The 15,860-nt window shown below is 66.3% G+C and carries 15 protein-coding genes; 4 read left to right on the top strand and 11 right to left on the bottom strand.

The features are described from left to right. Positions 1–5: 5 nt before the first annotated feature. From CFE28_01530 to pseB, 4 genes are all read right to left on the bottom strand, one after another. Positions 6–1,508, bottom strand: coding sequence for a hybrid sensor histidine kinase/response regulator (locus CFE28_01530; protein ID OYU68789.1), 1,503 nt, complete (start codon positions 1,506–1,508; stop codon positions 6–8). A gap of 34 nt (positions 1,509–1,542) precedes the next feature. Continuing rightward, complete coding sequence (locus CFE28_01525) at positions 1,543–3,081, bottom strand: AAA family ATPase (GenBank protein OYU71500.1); 1,539 nt, start codon at positions 3,079–3,081, stop codon at positions 1,543–1,545. An 88-nt stretch (positions 3,082–3,169) separates the two neighbouring features. Further along, a complete protein-coding gene (gene pseC, locus CFE28_01520; GenBank protein ID OYU68788.1) occupies positions 3,170–4,336 on the bottom strand; it encodes a UDP-4-amino-4,6-dideoxy-N-acetyl-beta-L-altrosamine transaminase in 1,167 nt (388 codons plus the stop codon). A gap of 4 nt (positions 4,337–4,340) precedes the next feature. Then, positions 4,341–5,399 carry a UDP-N-acetylglucosamine 4,6-dehydratase (inverting) gene (gene pseB / locus CFE28_01515; protein ID OYU68787.1) on the bottom strand — a complete coding sequence of 353 codons (1,059 nt, stop codon included), beginning with the start codon at positions 5,397–5,399 and terminating at the stop codon, positions 4,341–4,343. A gap of 93 nt (positions 5,400–5,492) precedes the next feature. Here pseB and CFE28_01510 point away from each other — a divergent pair, with 93 nt between their 5' ends. Next, positions 5,493–5,927 (top strand): hypothetical protein, encoded by a 435-nt coding sequence (locus tag CFE28_01510; protein OYU68786.1) that lies wholly within the window; start codon positions 5,493–5,495, stop codon positions 5,925–5,927. On the opposite strand, the gene CFE28_01505 is transcribed toward CFE28_01510, so the two are convergent. Next, positions 5,920–6,228: a 4a-hydroxytetrahydrobiopterin dehydratase gene (locus tag CFE28_01505; GenBank protein OYU68785.1), complete on the bottom strand. Its 309-nt coding sequence runs from the start codon at positions 6,226–6,228 to the stop codon at positions 5,920–5,922. The genes CFE28_01510 and CFE28_01505 overlap by 8 nt on opposite strands. Then, a complete protein-coding gene (locus tag CFE28_01500) occupies positions 6,228–6,878 on the bottom strand; it encodes an HAD family hydrolase (protein OYU68784.1) in 651 nt (216 codons plus the stop codon). The genes CFE28_01505 and CFE28_01500 overlap by 1 nt, the downstream gene beginning before the upstream one ends. Before the next feature lie 200 nt (positions 6,879–7,078). Here CFE28_01500 and CFE28_01495 point away from each other — a divergent pair, with 200 nt between their 5' ends. Continuing rightward, the gene (locus tag CFE28_01495; GenBank protein ID OYU68783.1) at positions 7,079–7,957 is read left to right on the top strand and encodes a hypothetical protein; all 879 of its coding nucleotides are present in this window, start codon (positions 7,079–7,081) and stop codon (positions 7,955–7,957) included. 100 nt (positions 7,958–8,057) lie between these two features. Beyond that, positions 8,058–8,840, top strand: a complete 783-nt coding sequence (locus CFE28_01490; protein ID OYU68782.1) for a protein tyrosine phosphatase — start codon at positions 8,058–8,060, stop codon at positions 8,838–8,840. Between the two features lie 7 nt (positions 8,841–8,847). On the opposite strand, the gene CFE28_01485 is transcribed toward CFE28_01490, so the two are convergent. Continuing rightward, positions 8,848–10,035 carry a CoA transferase gene (locus CFE28_01485; protein ID OYU71499.1) on the bottom strand — a complete coding sequence of 396 codons (1,188 nt, stop codon included), beginning with the start codon at positions 10,033–10,035 and terminating at the stop codon, positions 8,848–8,850. A 41-nt stretch (positions 10,036–10,076) separates the two neighbouring features. After that, entirely contained in the window at positions 10,077–10,886 is an 810-nt protein-coding gene (locus tag CFE28_01480) for a 3-oxoacyl-ACP reductase (protein ID OYU68781.1), read from the bottom strand. 155 nt (positions 10,887–11,041) lie between these two features. On the opposite strand from CFE28_01480, the gene CFE28_01475 reads away from it, so the two are divergent. After that, entirely contained in the window at positions 11,042–11,629 is a 588-nt protein-coding gene (locus CFE28_01475; protein OYU71498.1) for a phosphohydrolase, read from the top strand. On the opposite strand, the gene CFE28_01470 is transcribed toward CFE28_01475, so the two are convergent. From CFE28_01470 to CFE28_01460, 3 genes are read right to left on the bottom strand one after another with little or no spacing between them, the layout of a single operon-like run. After that, on the bottom strand, positions 11,626–13,314 hold the full coding sequence (locus CFE28_01470; GenBank protein ID OYU68780.1) for a fatty acid--CoA ligase: 1,689 nt from the start codon (positions 13,312–13,314) through the stop codon (positions 11,626–11,628). The two genes, CFE28_01475 and CFE28_01470, sit on opposite strands and share 4 nt — an antisense overlap. Before the next feature lie 22 nt (positions 13,315–13,336). Beyond that, entirely contained in the window at positions 13,337–14,461 is a 1,125-nt protein-coding gene (locus CFE28_01465; GenBank protein OYU68779.1) for an acyl-CoA dehydrogenase, read from the bottom strand. A 14-nt stretch (positions 14,462–14,475) separates the two neighbouring features. Continuing rightward, positions 14,476–15,684, bottom strand: a complete 1,209-nt coding sequence (locus tag CFE28_01460) for an acyl-CoA dehydrogenase (GenBank protein ID OYU71497.1) — start codon at positions 15,682–15,684, stop codon at positions 14,476–14,478. Between the last annotated feature and the right edge of the window lie 176 nt (positions 15,685–15,860).

Genomic DNA, 15,860 nt, shown 5'->3' with positions numbered 1-15,860 from the left:
TGGCCTCAGGGCAGCTTGGCCCGCGCCGGGGCCTCCGTCCAGCCGCCTCGGACCAGCTGGGTCAGGACCCGCCGCAGGGCGTCGGCCGCCAGGGGTTTGACCAGGAAGTCATTCATCCCGACTTCAAGGCAGGCACGCCGATCATCCTCGAAGGCGTTGGCCGTCAGGGCGACAATCGGGGTCCGGTCTCCGCCGTCCCGGAGCCGGCGGGTCGTCTCGACCCCCGACAGATCGGGCATGCGCATGTCCATGAGCACCAGGTCATAGGCGCCCACGGCCAGGGCGGCCAGGGCCTCCTGTCCACCGCCCGCCACGTCCACCAGACAGCCTTCGCGGGTCAGAAGGGTTCGGGCCAGCAGGGCGTTGATGGCGTTGTCCTCCACCAGCAGGACCCGGGTTCCCTGGGCGACCGCGGCGGCCACGCGCTCGTCCTCGACGACGGCGGCGCCCCGGCGGGGATCGGCCCCAAGGGCGGCCAGGACCCGCTCGGCAAGGGAGGCGCGACGGAGGGGCTTGATCAGATAGCCGGCGAAGCCCGCCCCGCGATAGTCGTCAATCCGCCCCCGGCCTTCCGGCGGCAGGAGGATCAGGGCCGGGCGCTTGTCCGGGGGGCCCTGGGGTTCAAGGCTGTGATCGATGAGCAGGACCTGGGCTGCAGGATCCAGGTCCTCAGGCCTGGCGGCGGTGAGGGCCTGGCCGCTGCAGGCCCTGATCTGGCGGACTGCGGCTTCTAGGACGATGGGATTGTCCGAAACCACGCCGACAATCCTGCCGGCGAGGGAGGAGTCCGCCAACCCTTCCCATCTCTGGAACCGGCCGGAGAACCAGAATTCAGCCCCGCCGCCCGGGGCGTCGCCGACTCCGACTTCGCCGCCCATGACGTCCGCCAGGGTGCGGGCAATGGCCAGACCAAGCCCCGCGCCGCCCAGCTGGACGCCGTCATAATTGGGGTTGGACTGGGTGAAGGCCTCGAAAATCCGGGCCCGGTCGGCCTGGGGAACCCCTGGACCGGTGTCGATAATGCTGAATCTGAGGGTCTCTGGCCCTTCGAGGCTGACCGAGATCAGGACGCCGCCAGCCCTGGCGAACTTGATGGCGTTTCCGGCGAAGTTCAGCAGGATCTGCCGTAGCCGTCCCTCGTCGGCCAGTATGGCTCCGATTCCCTCCGGCGCCGCCCAGGCTATGTCGAGGCCCTTTTCCTGGGCCCTCGGCGCCAGCAATTCCGTCACGGCCCGAAGCAGGTCCTCGACCTCGAAACGGGTGGGATGCAGCTCGACCTTGGAGGCGCCCAGCTTGGCGAAGTCCAGCAAGTCATTGACCAGGGCCAGGAGGTGCTCGCCGGAGTCCCGGAGGGCGGTCACATAGGTCTTCTGCTCGCCGGTTAGCCCCGTGCCTTCCAGCAGGCGGGCCATGCCCAGGACGCCATTCAGGGGGGTCCTGAATTCGTGACTGAGGGCCGCCAGTTCCTCGGCGCCCACGCGATTGGCCACAATCTGGGTCTTGTCCATGACCCGAGGCTAGCAGGGGGGACTTAACGACGGGTCAAACCGTCTGGCGCATCAGCGCCTGGGCGCCCGCCCGGCGATAGATCAGGGCCTCGGCCACGTGGACCCGCCGGATGGGTCCGCCACCCTCAAGATCGGCGACGGTGCGGGCAAGGCGCAGGGTGCGCGTCCAGCCCCGGGCTGTCAGGCCCCCGGCCTCAGCGGCCCGGCTGAGCAGGGCCCGGGCGTCGGCGTCCAGTTCCGCAATGGCCTCCAGCCAGCTCCCCTGGGCCCGGGCGTTAAGGGGCTCGGCGTCCTCCCTCTGCGAGGCGCGGGCCCGATCGGCCTGAAGATCCCGGGCCACAGCCACCCGCTTCGCAGCCTCAGCCGTGCCTTCGGCGGGGGGCGGCAGGGACAGGTCAGCCGCCGTCACGGCGGGAACCTCGATCTGCAGGTCTATGCGGTCCATGAAGGGGCCGGAGACCTTGGCCTGATAGTCCAGCTGACATCGGGGCGCCCGGCCGCAGGCGCCCCGGCCGGCGCCGCCATGACCGCACTTGCAGGGGTTCTCCGCCGCAATCAGCTGGAACCGGGCCGGATATCGCACATGGGCATTGGCCCGTGCCACCGTCACCTCTCCCGTCTCCAGGGGCTGACGCAGGGAATCCAGGGCCTGGGCGCTGAATTCCGGGAGCTCATCGAGGAAGAGCACGCCATTGTGCGCCAGGGACACCTCCCCCGGCTTGACCCTGTGACCGCCACCGGTCAGGGCCGCCATGGTGGCCGAGTGGTGGGGCGCCCGGAAGGGCCTCGCCCGGGTCAGTTCACCGCGGGCGATCAACCCCGCCACGGAGTGGACCATGGAGGTTTCCAGCAGCTCGGACGGAGACAGGGGCGGCAGAAGGCCGGGAAGGCGCGCAGCCATCATCGACTTGCCCGACCCCGGCGGACCAATGAACAGCAGGTTGTGTCCGCCGGCAGCGGCGACTTCGAGGGCCCGTTTGGCGTTTTCCTGGCCCTTGACGTCCTTCAGGTCAGCGGTGGGAGGCCCCTCAAGAACCTGGCCGGGGGCTGGGGGCGAGAGGATCTGGGTCCCCCGGAAATGATTGACCAGGGAAATCAGCGAGGGCGCGGCCAGTATGCGGGTTTCCCCCGCCCAGGCGGCTTCGGCCCCGCAGGCCGCCGGACAGATCAGTCCCAGATCCAAGGCGCCGGCCGCCACCGCCGCCGGCAGGGCGCCGACCGCAGCGACGATCCGGCCGTCCAGGGACAGCTCGCCCATGGCCGCCCAGCCGCTGAGGGCGTCGGGGGGAATGACCCCCATGGCCGCCATGACCGCCAGGGCGATAGGCAGGTCATAGTGGCTTCCTTCCTTGGGGAGATCGGCGGGCGCGAGATTGCAGATGATGCGCCGACCGGGCAGGGCCAGGCCCAGACCTGCGAAGGCGGCCCGGACCCGCTCCCGGCTCTCGCCCACGGCCTTGTCTCCCAGGCCCACCACCACAAAGGCGAATTCGCCGCTGGTCAGCTGGACCTCGACATCCACCGGTCGGGCCTCGACCCCCTGAAACGCCACCGTCATGACCCGCGCCGCCATGAGCATCCTCTGGATTGAGCCTCATCAATCCACAACCCGACCATAGCAGGCCGCCTAAATCAAGAACAAAGATAGAACTTCGGGAGAATCAGGCCTGGCCTTGCAGGACGTCCCGAAGACTCGCCGCCACGTGTTCCACGTCCTCAAGGGTCATGCCGGGATAGAGGGGCAGGGTCAGGCAGGACCTGTACCAGGCCTGCGCGCCCGGCAGGTCGAGCTGGCCATAGCGGGCCCGGTAGTAAGGCTGGGTATGGACCGGAATATAGTGGACCTGGGTCCCGACGCCCCTGGCCTTCAGGCCATCCACCACCTGTCGGCGGGTCAGACCGACGGCGTCGAAATCGATCAGGGTCACCAGCAGGTGCAGAACCGGCTGGCTCCAGTCGGGGCGGGCCGCGATCTTCACCACCGGGGCCAGGTCAGCCAGCGCCCTGTCATAGTGTGCCGCCAGGGCCCGACGCTGGGCGGCGAAGCGCGGCAGCTTCTTCAGCTGGGACTGGCCCAGGGCGCAGAGAATGTCGGGGAGGCGGTAGTTGAAGCCCGGCTCCGGCATTTCATACCACCAGGGCTCGCCGCCCTCGGGGCGGACCATGCCGTGGCTGCGGAAGGTCTTCAGGCGGGCCGCCAGGTCCGGGTCGTTGGTGGTGACCATGCCGCCCTCGCCGGTGGCGATGGTCTTGACCGGATGGAAGGAGAAGGTGGCCATGGCGGAATGGCGGCAGTCCCCCACGGTCTCCTTCTGGTTCCCGAACACGGCCTCCGAGCCCAGGGCATGGGGGGCGTCCTCAACCAGAACCGCGCCGGCGGCGGCGGCCAGGGCCTGCAATCGGTCAAGTTCGGCGACATCGCCCCGCAGGTGGACCGGCAGGACCGCCCGCAGCTTCCGGGCGCCGACCTGTTTCAGGGCAGCCTCAAGGGTTTCCGGGGTCATCAGGCCCGTGGCGGGATCCACATCGGCGAAAATCACCTCGGCGCCCACATAGCGGGCGCAGTTGGCGGTGGCCAGGAAGGTGATGCTGGGGCAGATCACCACCTCCCCCGGCTGGACGTCCAGGGCCATCATGGCCAGGTGCAGGGCCGCTGTGCCGTTGGAGCAGGCGACGGCATGCCGGGCGCCGACGGCCTGGGCGAAGGCATCCTCAAAGGCGTCGACCCTTGGCCCCGTGGTCAGGAAATCAGACTTCAGCGCCTCTGCGACCGCGGCAATATCGTCATCTTCGATGGTCTGGCGACCATAGGCGAGGAAGGCGCTCACAAACTCAATCCGTCAGGCGGCGGCGGGGATTTACCGGCGGGGTGTCGTCCAGCAGGTTGATCAGGTCCTGACCAGACAGCCATTCGGTATTGGTGTCGCTGCCATAGGAGAAGCCGTCCGGCGCCGTCGGGAACTCCCGGGCGAAGGGCGAGCGGGTGTATTCGGCGAAGGCCGGCTCAATGGCGTAGCGATCGCCAAGGTCGGCCGTAGTGCGGGCGTCGTCCACCGAGATCATCATTTCATGCAGCTTCTCGCCGGGGCGGATGCCAATGACCTTGACGGGCAGGTCGGGCGCCATGGCGTGGGCCAGATCTGTCATCTTCATGGAGGGAATCTTCGGCACGAAGATCTCCCCACCGCGCATCAGGGAAAGGGATGACAGCACGAAGTCCACCCCCTGGGTCAGGGTGATCCAGAACCGGGTCATGCGGACATCGGTAATGGGCAGCTCCGTCACGCCCTTGGCGATCAGACGCTGGAACAGAGGCGCCACGGAACCGCGGGAGCCGACCACATTGCCGTACCGCACCACAGAGAACCGTGCGCCGATGTCGCCGGACAGGTTGTTGGCGGCCACGAAGGTCTTGTCCGAGGCCAGCTTGGTGGCGCCATAGAGGTTGGCCGGGTTGCAGGCCTTGTCCGTTGAGAGGGCGATGACCTGCTTCACCTGGTTGGTCAGGCTGGCCCAGACCACGTTTTCAGCACCGAGCACATTGGTGTGAATGCACTCCGAGGGATTGTATTCGGCCGCTGGCACCTGCTTCAGGGCCGCGGCGTGGATGACAATGTCGACCCCCCGGAAGGCGATGGTGAGCCGTTCGCGGTCCCGGACATCTCCCAGGAAGAAGCGCATGCAGACCAGGTCGGCGGGGTCAAAGCGCTCGGCCAGGTCGGCCTGCATTTCGCTCTGCTTCAGTTCATCCCGGGAAAAGACGATGAGTTTCCGGGGCTTGTATCGGCACAGGACTGTTTCAACGAACCGTCGGCCGAAGGATCCCGTCCCGCCGGTGACAAGAATGACCTTGCCGTCAAGGTTGAGGGAGGTAGGTGCGAATCGGCCCACGGAAGTCTCCGGACTAGGTACTGCGAATCTCTACAGGATTTTCGCGCCGCCGACGTAAAGAGACTGCTAACCATAATATGGGCCTCTGGTCCCATGGATCGTCGCAAATTCACCCAGCTCCTGACCCTTTCCGGCCTGGCCTTTGCGGCGGCTTCACGTCCCGCCCTGGCCTCTGGCAAGAAAGCCGAGGGCGGCGAAGGCGAGAAGGGCAAGAAAAAGCCCGACGGCAGCTATCTGACGGTTGGCCTGGTGACCGCCTCCATCATGCGCAGCAGTGGTCGGCGCAGCGTCCTGGCGATCGAGACCGGCATAGATATTCCCGACCCCAAGCTCTACGAAAAGGCGTCCCGCCTGACTCCGCGTCTGCAGGCCGCCTATGTCCAGTCCATCCAGATCTACGCCGCAAACCTGTCGCCGACCAGGGTGCCGGATGCGGACTATATCTCCCGCGAACTGCAAAGGCAGACCGATGTGGTGGTCGGCGCGCCTGGCGTGCGGCTTCTCCTCGGCTCCATCATGGTCAACTAGCCGCGCCCAGCTCCCTGGCCGCAGCGTCCATGAACCGGGCCATGTCCACATCCAGACTGGTGACCCCGCCCGCGTCATGGGTGGTCAGCACGACCTCCACACGGTTGTAGACATTCCGCCATTCCGGGTGGTGATCCAAAACCTCGGCCTTCAGGGCGACCCGGGTCATGAAGGCGAAGGCCTGATTGAAGTCTGCGAACTGGAAGGTCCGGGTAATCTCGTCGCGATCGCCCGGGGTGTCGGACCAGTCGGGCAGCTTTTCCAGGGCGTCTATGGCGCCGATCGCGGTGGGACGCGCCATCAGGCGTCAGCCGCGCTGAAGGTGAGGCCCGTCGCAGCCGCCAGATCAGCCAGGGTCTGGTCAACATCCACCACCTTGATCGCCCTCATGCCCAGCACGGCGGCCGGCTTGCAGTTGATGCCCAGGTCATCGAGATAGACGCAGTCGCCGGGCGCCACGCCCAGGGCCTCGCACATCATCAGATAGATCCGGGGATCCGGCTTGCGGACGCCCGCCTTGGAGCTTTCGATGATGTGGTCGAACAGGGGCATGACCTGACCCATGGCGCCCGCCGCCGGGGCGTCCCGGCCAGGGGAATGATGCGACACCATGTTGTTGGTAATGCAGCCGACCTTGAAATGTTCCTTGCAGGACTTCAGGGCGGCGACCATGCGGGGCCGGAGCTGTCCGGACAAGAGGGGCAGGATCTCCCTGCCGGGAACCGGATGACCAAGGGCGGTGGATTCGGCCAGGAACAGCTTGTCGAAGCCCTCGGTGTCGATTTCATTCCGCTCGAACAGGGCCCAGGCATTGCTGTCAGGGTTTGTGGAATTGATGGTGCGGATCAGGTCCTTTGGCAGGCCATTGGCGACTTCATACCGGGTGAAGGCCTCAAAGGGCGATGAGGTGAATACCCCGCCGAAATCCCAGATCACTGCTGAAATCGCCATCTTCCGCCCTCACGCCTGCTGCGGGCGGGAAGCTAGAGCAGGTTCCATGGGGTGGGAACCGGCTTTCGGACGCGAAATCCCCCGAATTCGCCAAATGCGGTACCTGTTGCCCGGTCCATCTTCGCGCCCGAGGTGAAACTAACAGCGCAATCGAAACTTGATGTCCATGGTCCGGCCAAACCGGAATTCAGAGAACCGCCATGCGACTTACGCCCCTTCTGCCCCTCATCGCCCTTCTGGGCCTCGCAGCCTGCGACTCCGCCAAGGTTGCCGCATTGACGGGCGCAAAGCCGGTCCCGACGACCGCCTCAGGCGCCGCCTGCACCCCCAACCCCCTGCCGGCCTGCGCGCCGGCTCCGGGCGCGGCGCCAGCCGCCATGGCGCCCGAGGGCGACAAGGTCGCCGTCGCCACTGGCGACGCCGGTCAGGCCATGACGGGGGCGGGCGCAAACACGGCCGCCACCACAGCCGATGATCGCTTCGCCTCAACCGCGGCGACCAACAGCACGTCGCGGGTCAACACCGCCTATGCGGCCGCAAACCATCGGCACACCTATACCCGCCGCGCTGTCCATCGCACCCAGACAGCCAAGGCGCGCAAGGTCGTCGTTGTTCGCAAGAACTACTATATCCGCGACACGCGCTATGTGACCGTGGATCGCCCGGTCTACCAGCCGCAGCCCCAGGTGATCTACGAGCAGCCCCGCCGGGCGGAAGTCTATGTGGACCGTGAAATCGACCGCACCTCCTCGGCCTATGGGCGTCAGGTCTATAACCGTTACGAGCATTCCGCTGGCCCGCCGGTGGTCTATCGCGGCCTCTATCGCCAGGAGCAGAGGGCCTATTCCGGCGCCCGGCGCGAGGGTTACGCCTATCACCAGAGCGGCTATGGATATCAATCCGGCGGCGGGTACCAGGGCCAGGGCCACCAGACCCAGGGTTACCAGGCTCATGGTTATCAGGCCCAGGGTTATCAGGCTCAGGGCGCCGACTGCCGCTGCACCGGAACGCCGGCCGCCGGTCGTGACCGGGATGGCTACCTGACCTGGCCGGGCAAGACGGAATCCCGTCAATACTAGAGCCGGGACGCCTGTTCTTCAGGCCTCGAAGGCGATAACAGCTTGAAGGCTCCGGATCTCATGGTCCGGAGCCTTTTCCTTGTCTTCGACCGGAGCCCCCATGACCCCGACCGACAGGATCCTGCCCCTGGAGGGCGTGGAAAACTTCCGGGACTTTGGCGGCTATGTCGCGGCGGATGGCCGCCACATGCGGCGCGGGCGGTTCTGGCGTTCCGCTCACCAGGGGAAGGCGACGACGGCGGATGTGGACGCCATTGACAGCCTCGCCCTCACGACGGTCGTCGATCTGCGCCGCCCCAGGGAGCGGGACTCAGAGCCTTCCAGGCGACCTGACGGGTTCACTGGCCAGATCATTGAATGCGACCTCGGCGACCGGGCCGAAGCGCCCCATGTGGCCTTCCTGCGGGACACGGACCTGACGCCCGACAGCGTCGACGCCTTCTTCCTGGACTATTACGCCAAGGCGCCGTTCGAGCCCCGGCATCCCATCCTGTTCCGCCGGTATTTCGAGGCCCTGCTGGAAGCCGACGCTACAGTCCTGATCCACTGCACAGCCGGCAAGGACCGCACCGGCCTGCTGTCGGCCCTCACCCACCAGGCGCTGGGTGTCCACAGGGACGACGCCATAGCCGATTTCCTGCTGACCAATTCCGCAGCCCGGGTCGAGGCCCGCGCCCCCATGGTGGCCCAGGCCCTGGCGCAAAGCCTCGGCAAGGTTCCCTCGGACACGGCCGTGCGCCTGTTCCTCGGGGTGGACGGCAAGTATCTGGACGCGGCCCTGCAGGCCATTGCCCGGGAGTGCGGAAGCCTTGAGGCCTATCTCGCCGACCTCGGGGTCGACGCTGCGGCTGTGGGAGCCCTGCGGGACCGCTATCTGGTCTGAGGATGAGTTATCCACCGAGGCGCGCCATGACCTTGGCCACCAGCTCGGGGGACAGACCGACTTCCTCGAGGACTTCCCGGGTGTGTTCGCCGAGTTTGGGAGCGCCCCTCGTGACTTCTGGCGCCCCTTCCGGGAAACGGGCCGGCGCCGCCACTGTGGACATCCGACCGCCCCAGCCATTGTCCACCTCGACCCGGCAGCCGGTGGCTTCGAACTGGGGCATGGTGATGGCCTCGGTCAGGGTCTGCAGGGGCGCCCAGGCAAGATCCGCCTCGGTGAGGATCTTCGCCGCTTCCGCCAGGGTCATTTTCGCAAAGGCGTCCTCGGCATAGGCCCGGATTTCCCGGACGATCTCCAGGTCGGTGGCTGGCAGGGCGTAGCGGGGATTGGTCACCACCTCGGGATGACCCAGCACGGTCATCAGATTGGGGAAGCAGCCGGGGCCTTTCAGGACAAAGCACAGCCAGCGGTCGTCAGAGGTGCGGAAATAGACTCCGGAAATGGGATGGGGTCTCTGGTCACGGGACTGGGTGACCGGCGCTTCGCCGAACCTCAGATGGGTGGCCATGTCCCAGCCCAGGGCATAGGCCGCCGTGCGCAGCAGGGAGCATTCCACCAGCCGTCCGCGGCCCGTCTCATGCCGCTCATGGACCGCAGCCAGGACCGACGACAGTGTCGCAAGCGCGGTGGCGTGATCGCCGAAGCCGGGGCGGCAGGCGAAGGGCTCCTGGTCGGGCGGAATGTGGGAGCGACCCACGCCGCTCTTGGTCCAGAAAACCGTGATGTCGAAGGCCGGCAGGTCAACGTCCGGACCCTCGAGGCCCACCCCGGAGACGCTGGCATAGATCAGCCGGGGCATATGGGGTTTGAGGGATTCATAGTCGAGCTTGGCCCGCTTCAGGGCGCCTGGCCGGACATTGGTGACAAAGACGTCAGCCTCCTTCAGCAGGGCCAGCATGGCCTGGCGGCCGTCCTCGGAGGCAATGTCCAGGGCCACGCCGCGCTTGCCGCGGTTCTCCATGGTGAAGATCGGGCTGCCAGGGCTCTCCTCGCTCTCGGGAAAGAAGGTCCGGGTGGCGTCGCCGGTCAGGGACTCAACCTTGATCACGTCGGCGCCCCAGTCCGCCATGATGGCGGCGCACCCCGGCGCGGCGATCCAGGTCGCCAGTTCCACGACCTTCAGTCCCTGCAGCAGCATGCCATCCCCCTAAAGTGTTCTTCCTGGTCCCGGCGACGTCAGGAGGTCCCGACCGCCCCGCCGTCGCTGGCTATGGTCTGTCCCACCACATATTCCCCGGCCCGGGAGGACAGGAAGATGACCAGGCCGGCAATGTCCTGGGGCGTCCCGACCCGGCCACTGGGATTGCCCTGGCCGATCCGGTCCCAGTCAGCGTTTTCCGTGTCCCCGCCAAAGCCGACGCCGGTGGACAACATCCAGGTTGGATAGGGGCCTGGCGCAATGGCGTTGCACAGGATCCGCTCCTTGGTCAGGTGCGAGGCGAGGAAGCGGGTCAGGTGGTGCACCGCGGCCTTGGAGGCGCCGTAGGAGAAGGTGTCGAAGGCCGCCGACTTCAGGCCGTCAATGGAGCCGATATTGATCACCCGGGCCGGTTCGCCGGCAGCGCCGGCCTTGCGCAGCAGGGGCAGGAGCTTCTGGGTCAGGAAGAAGACGCCCTTGACATTGGTGTCCATGACCTTGTCCCAGCCCACCTCGGGAAACTCGTCAATGGGCGCGCCCCAGGCGGCGCCGGCATTGTTCACCAGTATGTCGAGCCTGGCTTCGGCCTCGGAAAGGCGCCCGGCCAGGGACACGATGCCGCTCATCTGGGACAGGTCGGCTGGAAGGGAAATGCATTCACCGCCATAGGTTTCGGCGAGGCGTTTTGCCGTGGCGTCGCAGACATCGGCCTTGCGCGACGAGATATAGACCTTGGCGCCCCCAGCCAGCAGGCCCGCAGCGATCATTTCGCCAATGCCCCGGGAGCCGCCGGTCACCAGGGCCGTCTTGCCCTTGACCGAAAACAGGTTGTTGAAGTCGTTCGCCATGTGTCTCTCCCCCGGGTGCGTGGACGGCTTGTTTCCGACCGTTCTGGCCTCTGGGCTTAACCCAAGTCCGGCGACCCGGCAATTTGACATCGATGTCCAAGTTGACAGCCCGGAAATTGCAGGGCCACCTTCAGGAAAATCTGCGGGAGACGGACATGGCTGACGGTGAAATCCTCGACAAGGCGAAGTTCCACACCATGGTGGAGTCCACGAAAGAGGACTGGGCCGCCATCGGCCGGGCAGGCGCGCCTTTCCACCAGGCCTTTCCGGATCGACTGATCGCCCACCTGAACATGCTGGCCGACGACAGCGGCGGGTTCGCCGTGACCCGTCTGGAGCACTCCCTTCAGACCGCCACCCGGGCCCACAGGGACGGGCGGGATGAGGAATATGTGGTCTGCGCCCTGATGCACGACGTCGGCGACATTCTGGCCCCGTCAAACCATGCCGAGCTGGGGGCCATGATCATGAAGCCCTACATCTCCGAGCAGAACTACTGGATGATGGACAAGCACGGCATCTTCCAGGGCTATTACTTCTTCCATCACCTGGGCCTGGATCGCGACATGCGCGATGAGTATCGCGGCCACGAATGGTTCGAATACACCGCCCAGTTCTGTCACCTTTACGATCAGAACAGCTTCGATCCGGCCTATGAGTCCATGCCGCTCTCAGCCTTCGAGCCGATGATCCGCCGGGTGGTGGCCCACCCCAAGCGCTCCATCTACCGCAAGAGCGTCTAGCTGTCGGCCAGGCGCTTGGCGGCTTCATCCCGAAGCTGACGCTTCAGGATCTTGCCTGAGGCGATCCTCGGCAGGGGCTCTGGCGAGATATGGATGTATTTCGGCACCTCGAACCGTGCGAGGTGCGCGCCCAGGAAGTTGCGGATCTCTTCGGGATCGAGGCCGGGATCACCAAATACGGTGGCGCCGACCTCTTCGCCAAGCCGCTCATCGGGCACCGCATAGACCGCCGCTTCGTGGATGCCCGGGTGCAGGACCATGGCCGCCTCCACCGTGCCGCAGCCGATGTTCTCCCCGCCGCGGATGATCAGGTCCTTGATCCGGTCGACGATGAACAGGAAGCCCTCGTCGTCCAGATAGGCCACGTCGCCAGTCCGGAACCAGCCGTCCTCGAAGGTGGTGTCGCGCAGGTCGTCGCGGTTCCAGTACCCCCGGAACACACTGGCGCCGCGGACCAGGAGCTCTCCCCGCTCCCCGGCTGGCAGGGTCAGGCCATTGTCATCGATCACCTTCAATTCCAGAACCGCCGAGCAGCGGCCCGAGCTGGCCGGGCGGTTGAGATAGTCCTCGCCGCCAATGCCCGTGCCGATGGCGTTGGTTTCGGTCATGCCCCAGCCCGTATTGGGCATGGCCTTGGTGAAGGCGGCGATCTGGCGCACCTGTTCCGGCGCCCGGGGGGCGCCGCCGCCGCCAAGGGCCACCAGGCTGGAAAGGTCGCGGTCCGTCCTCTGGGCCTCGCGCACCAGGTCGCCGGTCATGGCGGCCGGCGCCACCACCGAGGTGATCTTCTCCTGCTCGATCAGGGCGGCGGCCTGGGCCACATCCCACTTGTACATGCAGACCAGTTTGCGCTGGGCCCGGTAGGACTGCAGATAGACGGCATGGCAGCCCGTCACGTGGAACAGGGGCACAGCCATCAGGGTTGCCGGTTGATGTTCCGGAACTGCCGGCTCGAGCCCTGCCACAAGGGCGCCGGCCTGCAAGTCCAGCTCCCAGGAGAACAGGGCTGAAATCACATTGCGATGGGTGGAGATCACGCCCTTGGGATGGCCAGTGGAGCCCGAGGTATAGAAGATGATGGCGTCGTCGTCGGGTTGGACATCCACTTGAGGCAGGGCTACCTCGCCGGTCTCCGCCATCAGGGCGGCCCAGGAAATGGCCCTGGGGCCAAAGCGCTCGGCGCGCACGGCGATGACCGGAATGTCCGGGGCGTCTTCGCACTGGGCCAGCCTGTCCAGGCGTTCCTGATCGGCGATGAAGACCCTGGCCTGGCAGTTCTTCAGTCCGTATTCCAGCTCGTCGGCCTGCCACAGAGCGTTGAGGGCCACGGCGATGGCGCCCACCGAGGTCGCGGCCTGGAAGGCGATCACCCATTCCGGAAAGTTCCGCGTGGATATGGCCACCCGGTCGCCCTTGATCACACCAAACCGGTGGACCAGGGCGTGACCCAGCCGCGCCGCCGCCGCCGCCGTCTGCGCGAAGGTCAGTCGCTCATCCTCATAGACCAGGAAGGTCTTATCGCTGACAGTCTGGGCGAAGAGTTCGCGCAGGGAGGTCGGGGCGGAGGCAAAGACCCGGCGGCCATAGCCGCCGATCTGGCGGGTCTCCAGCTCATAGGGCTGTCCCGGCGCGGTGAGGATGTCCAGGGCGGCCTGGCGGGTCTGCGGGCGATCGGCGTCGGCCATGGAATGGATTACCTTCGGAGATCTAGAAGAGGAGTCTGGCGAGTTTGGCCTTGTGGAAGCCGGCGTCGCCATAGTTGGCTGCGTGCCAGATGGCCCGGCGGCGATAGAGCTGGGCGTCGCAGTCATAGGTGAAGCCGAAGCCCCCATGGAACTGGATGGCCCGGTCGGCGGCGAAGCTGTAGGCGGCGTCGGCGGCCGCCTTGGCCATGCGCACCGCGATCTCGCCTGTCCCCTGTTCACCAAAACAGTGGGCCGCCGCATAGAGGTGCGACCTGGCCTGCTCATACTTGCAGTAGGCGTCGACCGTGGGATGCTTCAGGGCCTGATAGGAGCCGATCAGCTTGCCAAACTGAACCCGGGTTTTCAGGTAGTCCACCGTATAGTCGATGCAGGACTGGGTCCCGCCAACCATGTCCGCCGCCGCCAGCAGGTTGGCCGCCAGATGCAGGTGCATGAGGGTGGTCCCGGCCAGGGCGGGATCCAGTAAGTCTTGTTTCGAGACCGACACCCCGTCGAGGTTCAGGGCGAAGGACCGGCGGGTCTCGTCAATGACGGTTTCCCGGCGCAGGGCGCCTGCGGGCAGGGCCGCCGCCGGGATCAGGACCAGGGCGGGGGCGTCCTGGTAGCGGACCGAGGCGATGATCCACTGGGCCACGCCGGCGTCAGCCACCAGCACCTTCTGACCTGAGAGGGCCAACTTGCCGTCGGCGGCGTCCTGGGCCTGACAGGCCACGGTGTCGGCCTCCCAGTCAAAGTCGGGCTCGGCCAGGGCGATGGTAGCCGCAAGGCCTTCGGCGAGCCTGGGCAGAACCGCCAGCTTCTGGGCCTCGGTTCCGCCAACCGCCAGGGCCTGGGCGGCCAGGGTTGCCGAGATCAGGGGGCCGGTCATCAGCCGCCGCCCCATCTGCTCCACCACCGGGACCACTTCGGCGAGGCTCAGGCCTGATCCGCCAAAGTCTTCCGGAATGGCTATGCCCAGCCAGCCCAGCTCGCCCATTTCCTTCCAGACCGCCGGGTCATGGCCCAGTTCGTCCTCGATCAGGCGGCGCACGGTGGAGACCGGCGAGCGCTGCAGGCAGAAGTCCGTGGCCACGTCCAGCAGGGCAGCCTGGTCTTCGGAAAATCCGATCCGTCCGAGATCTTGCATGTCTGCGGCTCCCCTCAGGACTTCGGCAGGCCGAGCACATGCTCGCCGACAATATTGGCCTGGATCTGCGAGGTGCCACCGCCGATGGTCGCCGAGAACGAGTTGAGATAGGCCCGGGCCCAGACACCCCGATCCACGGCCTCTTCCTCACCCACATAATAGGCGCCCCGGGCGCCGGTCAGGCGGATGGCGAATTCATTGAGCCGCCGGGACATTTCCGTGCCCATCAGCTTGGAGGCCAGGGGAATGCCCTGGGGATGGTCGGCCACGAGGTTGGGAACCTGGGTCCTCTGCCCGTTGAGCGACAGGGCCTGGATCTCCATCAGGAACTCCACCATCTGGTCGGCCACCTGGGGATCGTCCAGCACAGGCTTACCCGACCGGGTCATCCGCTTGGCCAGGTCCAGGACTTCGAAGGCGTTGCTGCCCACGGCCACATAGCCGCCGGCCTGGCCGCCACGGGTTCCCCGTTCGAATTCCAGGGTCCGCATGGCGACCTTCCAGCCGCCGCCCTCGACCCCCATCAGGCCCGTGGCCGGAATGCGGGCGTCGGTGAAGAAGGTCTGGGTGAAGCCGTGTTCGCCGGTCAGCTTCTTGATGGGATTGGTCTCGACGCCCGGGATCTTCATGGGCGCCAGGAAGAAGCTGAGGCCGTCATACTTCTTGGGCGTGTCAGGATCGGTCCGGGCCAGAAGGATCATGTACTTGGCGTAGCGGCCCAGGGTGGTCCAGATCTTCGAACCATTGACCACATAGTGGTCGCCGTCCCGCACCGCCCTCGTCTGGGCATTGCCCAGGTCCGACCCGTTGCCCGGCTCGGAGAAGCCCTGACACCAGATGTCCTCGGCCGAGAGAATGCCCTTCAGGTGCGCCTTCTTGTGCTCTTCCGAGCCCATGTTCAGCAGCAGGGGGCCGGTCCAGTTCAGGCCGATGGCGTTGAGCATGATCGGACCGTGGTGACGGCGCATGGCCCGGGTGGCCGCATTCTGGAAAGCCTGGTCGAGGCCGCCGCCGCCGTATTCCTTCGGCCAGGCGGCGCCGAGATAGCCGGCCTCATAGACCTTGTTCTGCCAGTCGCGGAGGAAGTTGAACTGTTGGTCCGTGCCGACTTCCATGAAGGTCAGGGGCAGCATGAAGCCCGGATCCCGGACGACATTCTCGTTGAACCAGGCGTCTGCATCGGCCTCGAACGCCGCCAGGTCCTTCGGATCAACGGTCTGCATGACGACACCCTCCCACGCCTTGTGATTGGCGGCGATATGAGGGGCAGAGGCGCAGGAATTCAACTGCCTGCGGGGCGCCAGGAGAGAATTTCAAATTGCCCCTGGGGAAGTTTGACGCAGCCTTTTCCCGCTGATGATGGCGCCTCCCTCTCAGCCGTTGAGAGGGACAAAATTCC

The organism is Alphaproteobacteria bacterium PA2, assembly GCA_002256425.1.
Classification (GTDB): domain Bacteria; phylum Pseudomonadota; class Alphaproteobacteria; order Caulobacterales; family Caulobacteraceae; genus Phenylobacterium.
Note: the sequence above shows the minus strand (reverse complement) of the source record. Positions and strands in the feature narration are given on the sequence as shown.

Coding starts and splice junctions, on each gene's coding strand:
- CFE28_01530 (OYU68789.1), bottom strand. CDS start 1,508: ATGGACAAGACCCAGATTGTGGCCAATCGCGTGGGCGCCGAGGAACTG.
- CFE28_01525 (OYU71500.1), bottom strand. CDS start 3,081: ATGGCGGCGCGGGTCATGACGGTGGCGTTTCAGGGGGTCGAGGCCCGA.
- CFE28_01510 (OYU68786.1), top strand. CDS start 5,493: ATGGATCGTCGCAAATTCACCCAGCTCCTGACCCTTTCCGGCCTGGCC.
- CFE28_01505 (OYU68785.1), bottom strand. CDS start 6,228: ATGGCGCGTCCCACCGCGATCGGCGCCATAGACGCCCTGGAAAAGCTG.
- CFE28_01500 (OYU68784.1), bottom strand. CDS start 6,878: ATGGCGATTTCAGCAGTGATCTGGGATTTCGGCGGGGTATTCACCTCA.
- CFE28_01495 (OYU68783.1), top strand. CDS start 7,079: ATGCGACTTACGCCCCTTCTGCCCCTCATCGCCCTTCTGGGCCTCGCA.
- CFE28_01490 (OYU68782.1), top strand. CDS start 8,058: ATGACCCCGACCGACAGGATCCTGCCCCTGGAGGGCGTGGAAAACTTC.
- CFE28_01480 (OYU68781.1), bottom strand. CDS start 10,886: ATGGCGAACGACTTCAACAACCTGTTTTCGGTCAAGGGCAAGACGGCC.
- CFE28_01475 (OYU71498.1), top strand. CDS start 11,042: ATGGCTGACGGTGAAATCCTCGACAAGGCGAAGTTCCACACCATGGTG.
- CFE28_01470 (OYU68780.1), bottom strand. CDS start 13,314: ATGGCCGACGCCGATCGCCCGCAGACCCGCCAGGCCGCCCTGGACATC.
- CFE28_01465 (OYU68779.1), bottom strand. CDS start 14,461: ATGCAAGATCTCGGACGGATCGGATTTTCCGAAGACCAGGCTGCCCTG.
- CFE28_01460 (OYU71497.1), bottom strand. CDS start 15,684: ATGCAGACCGTTGATCCGAAGGACCTGGCGGCGTTCGAGGCCGATGCA.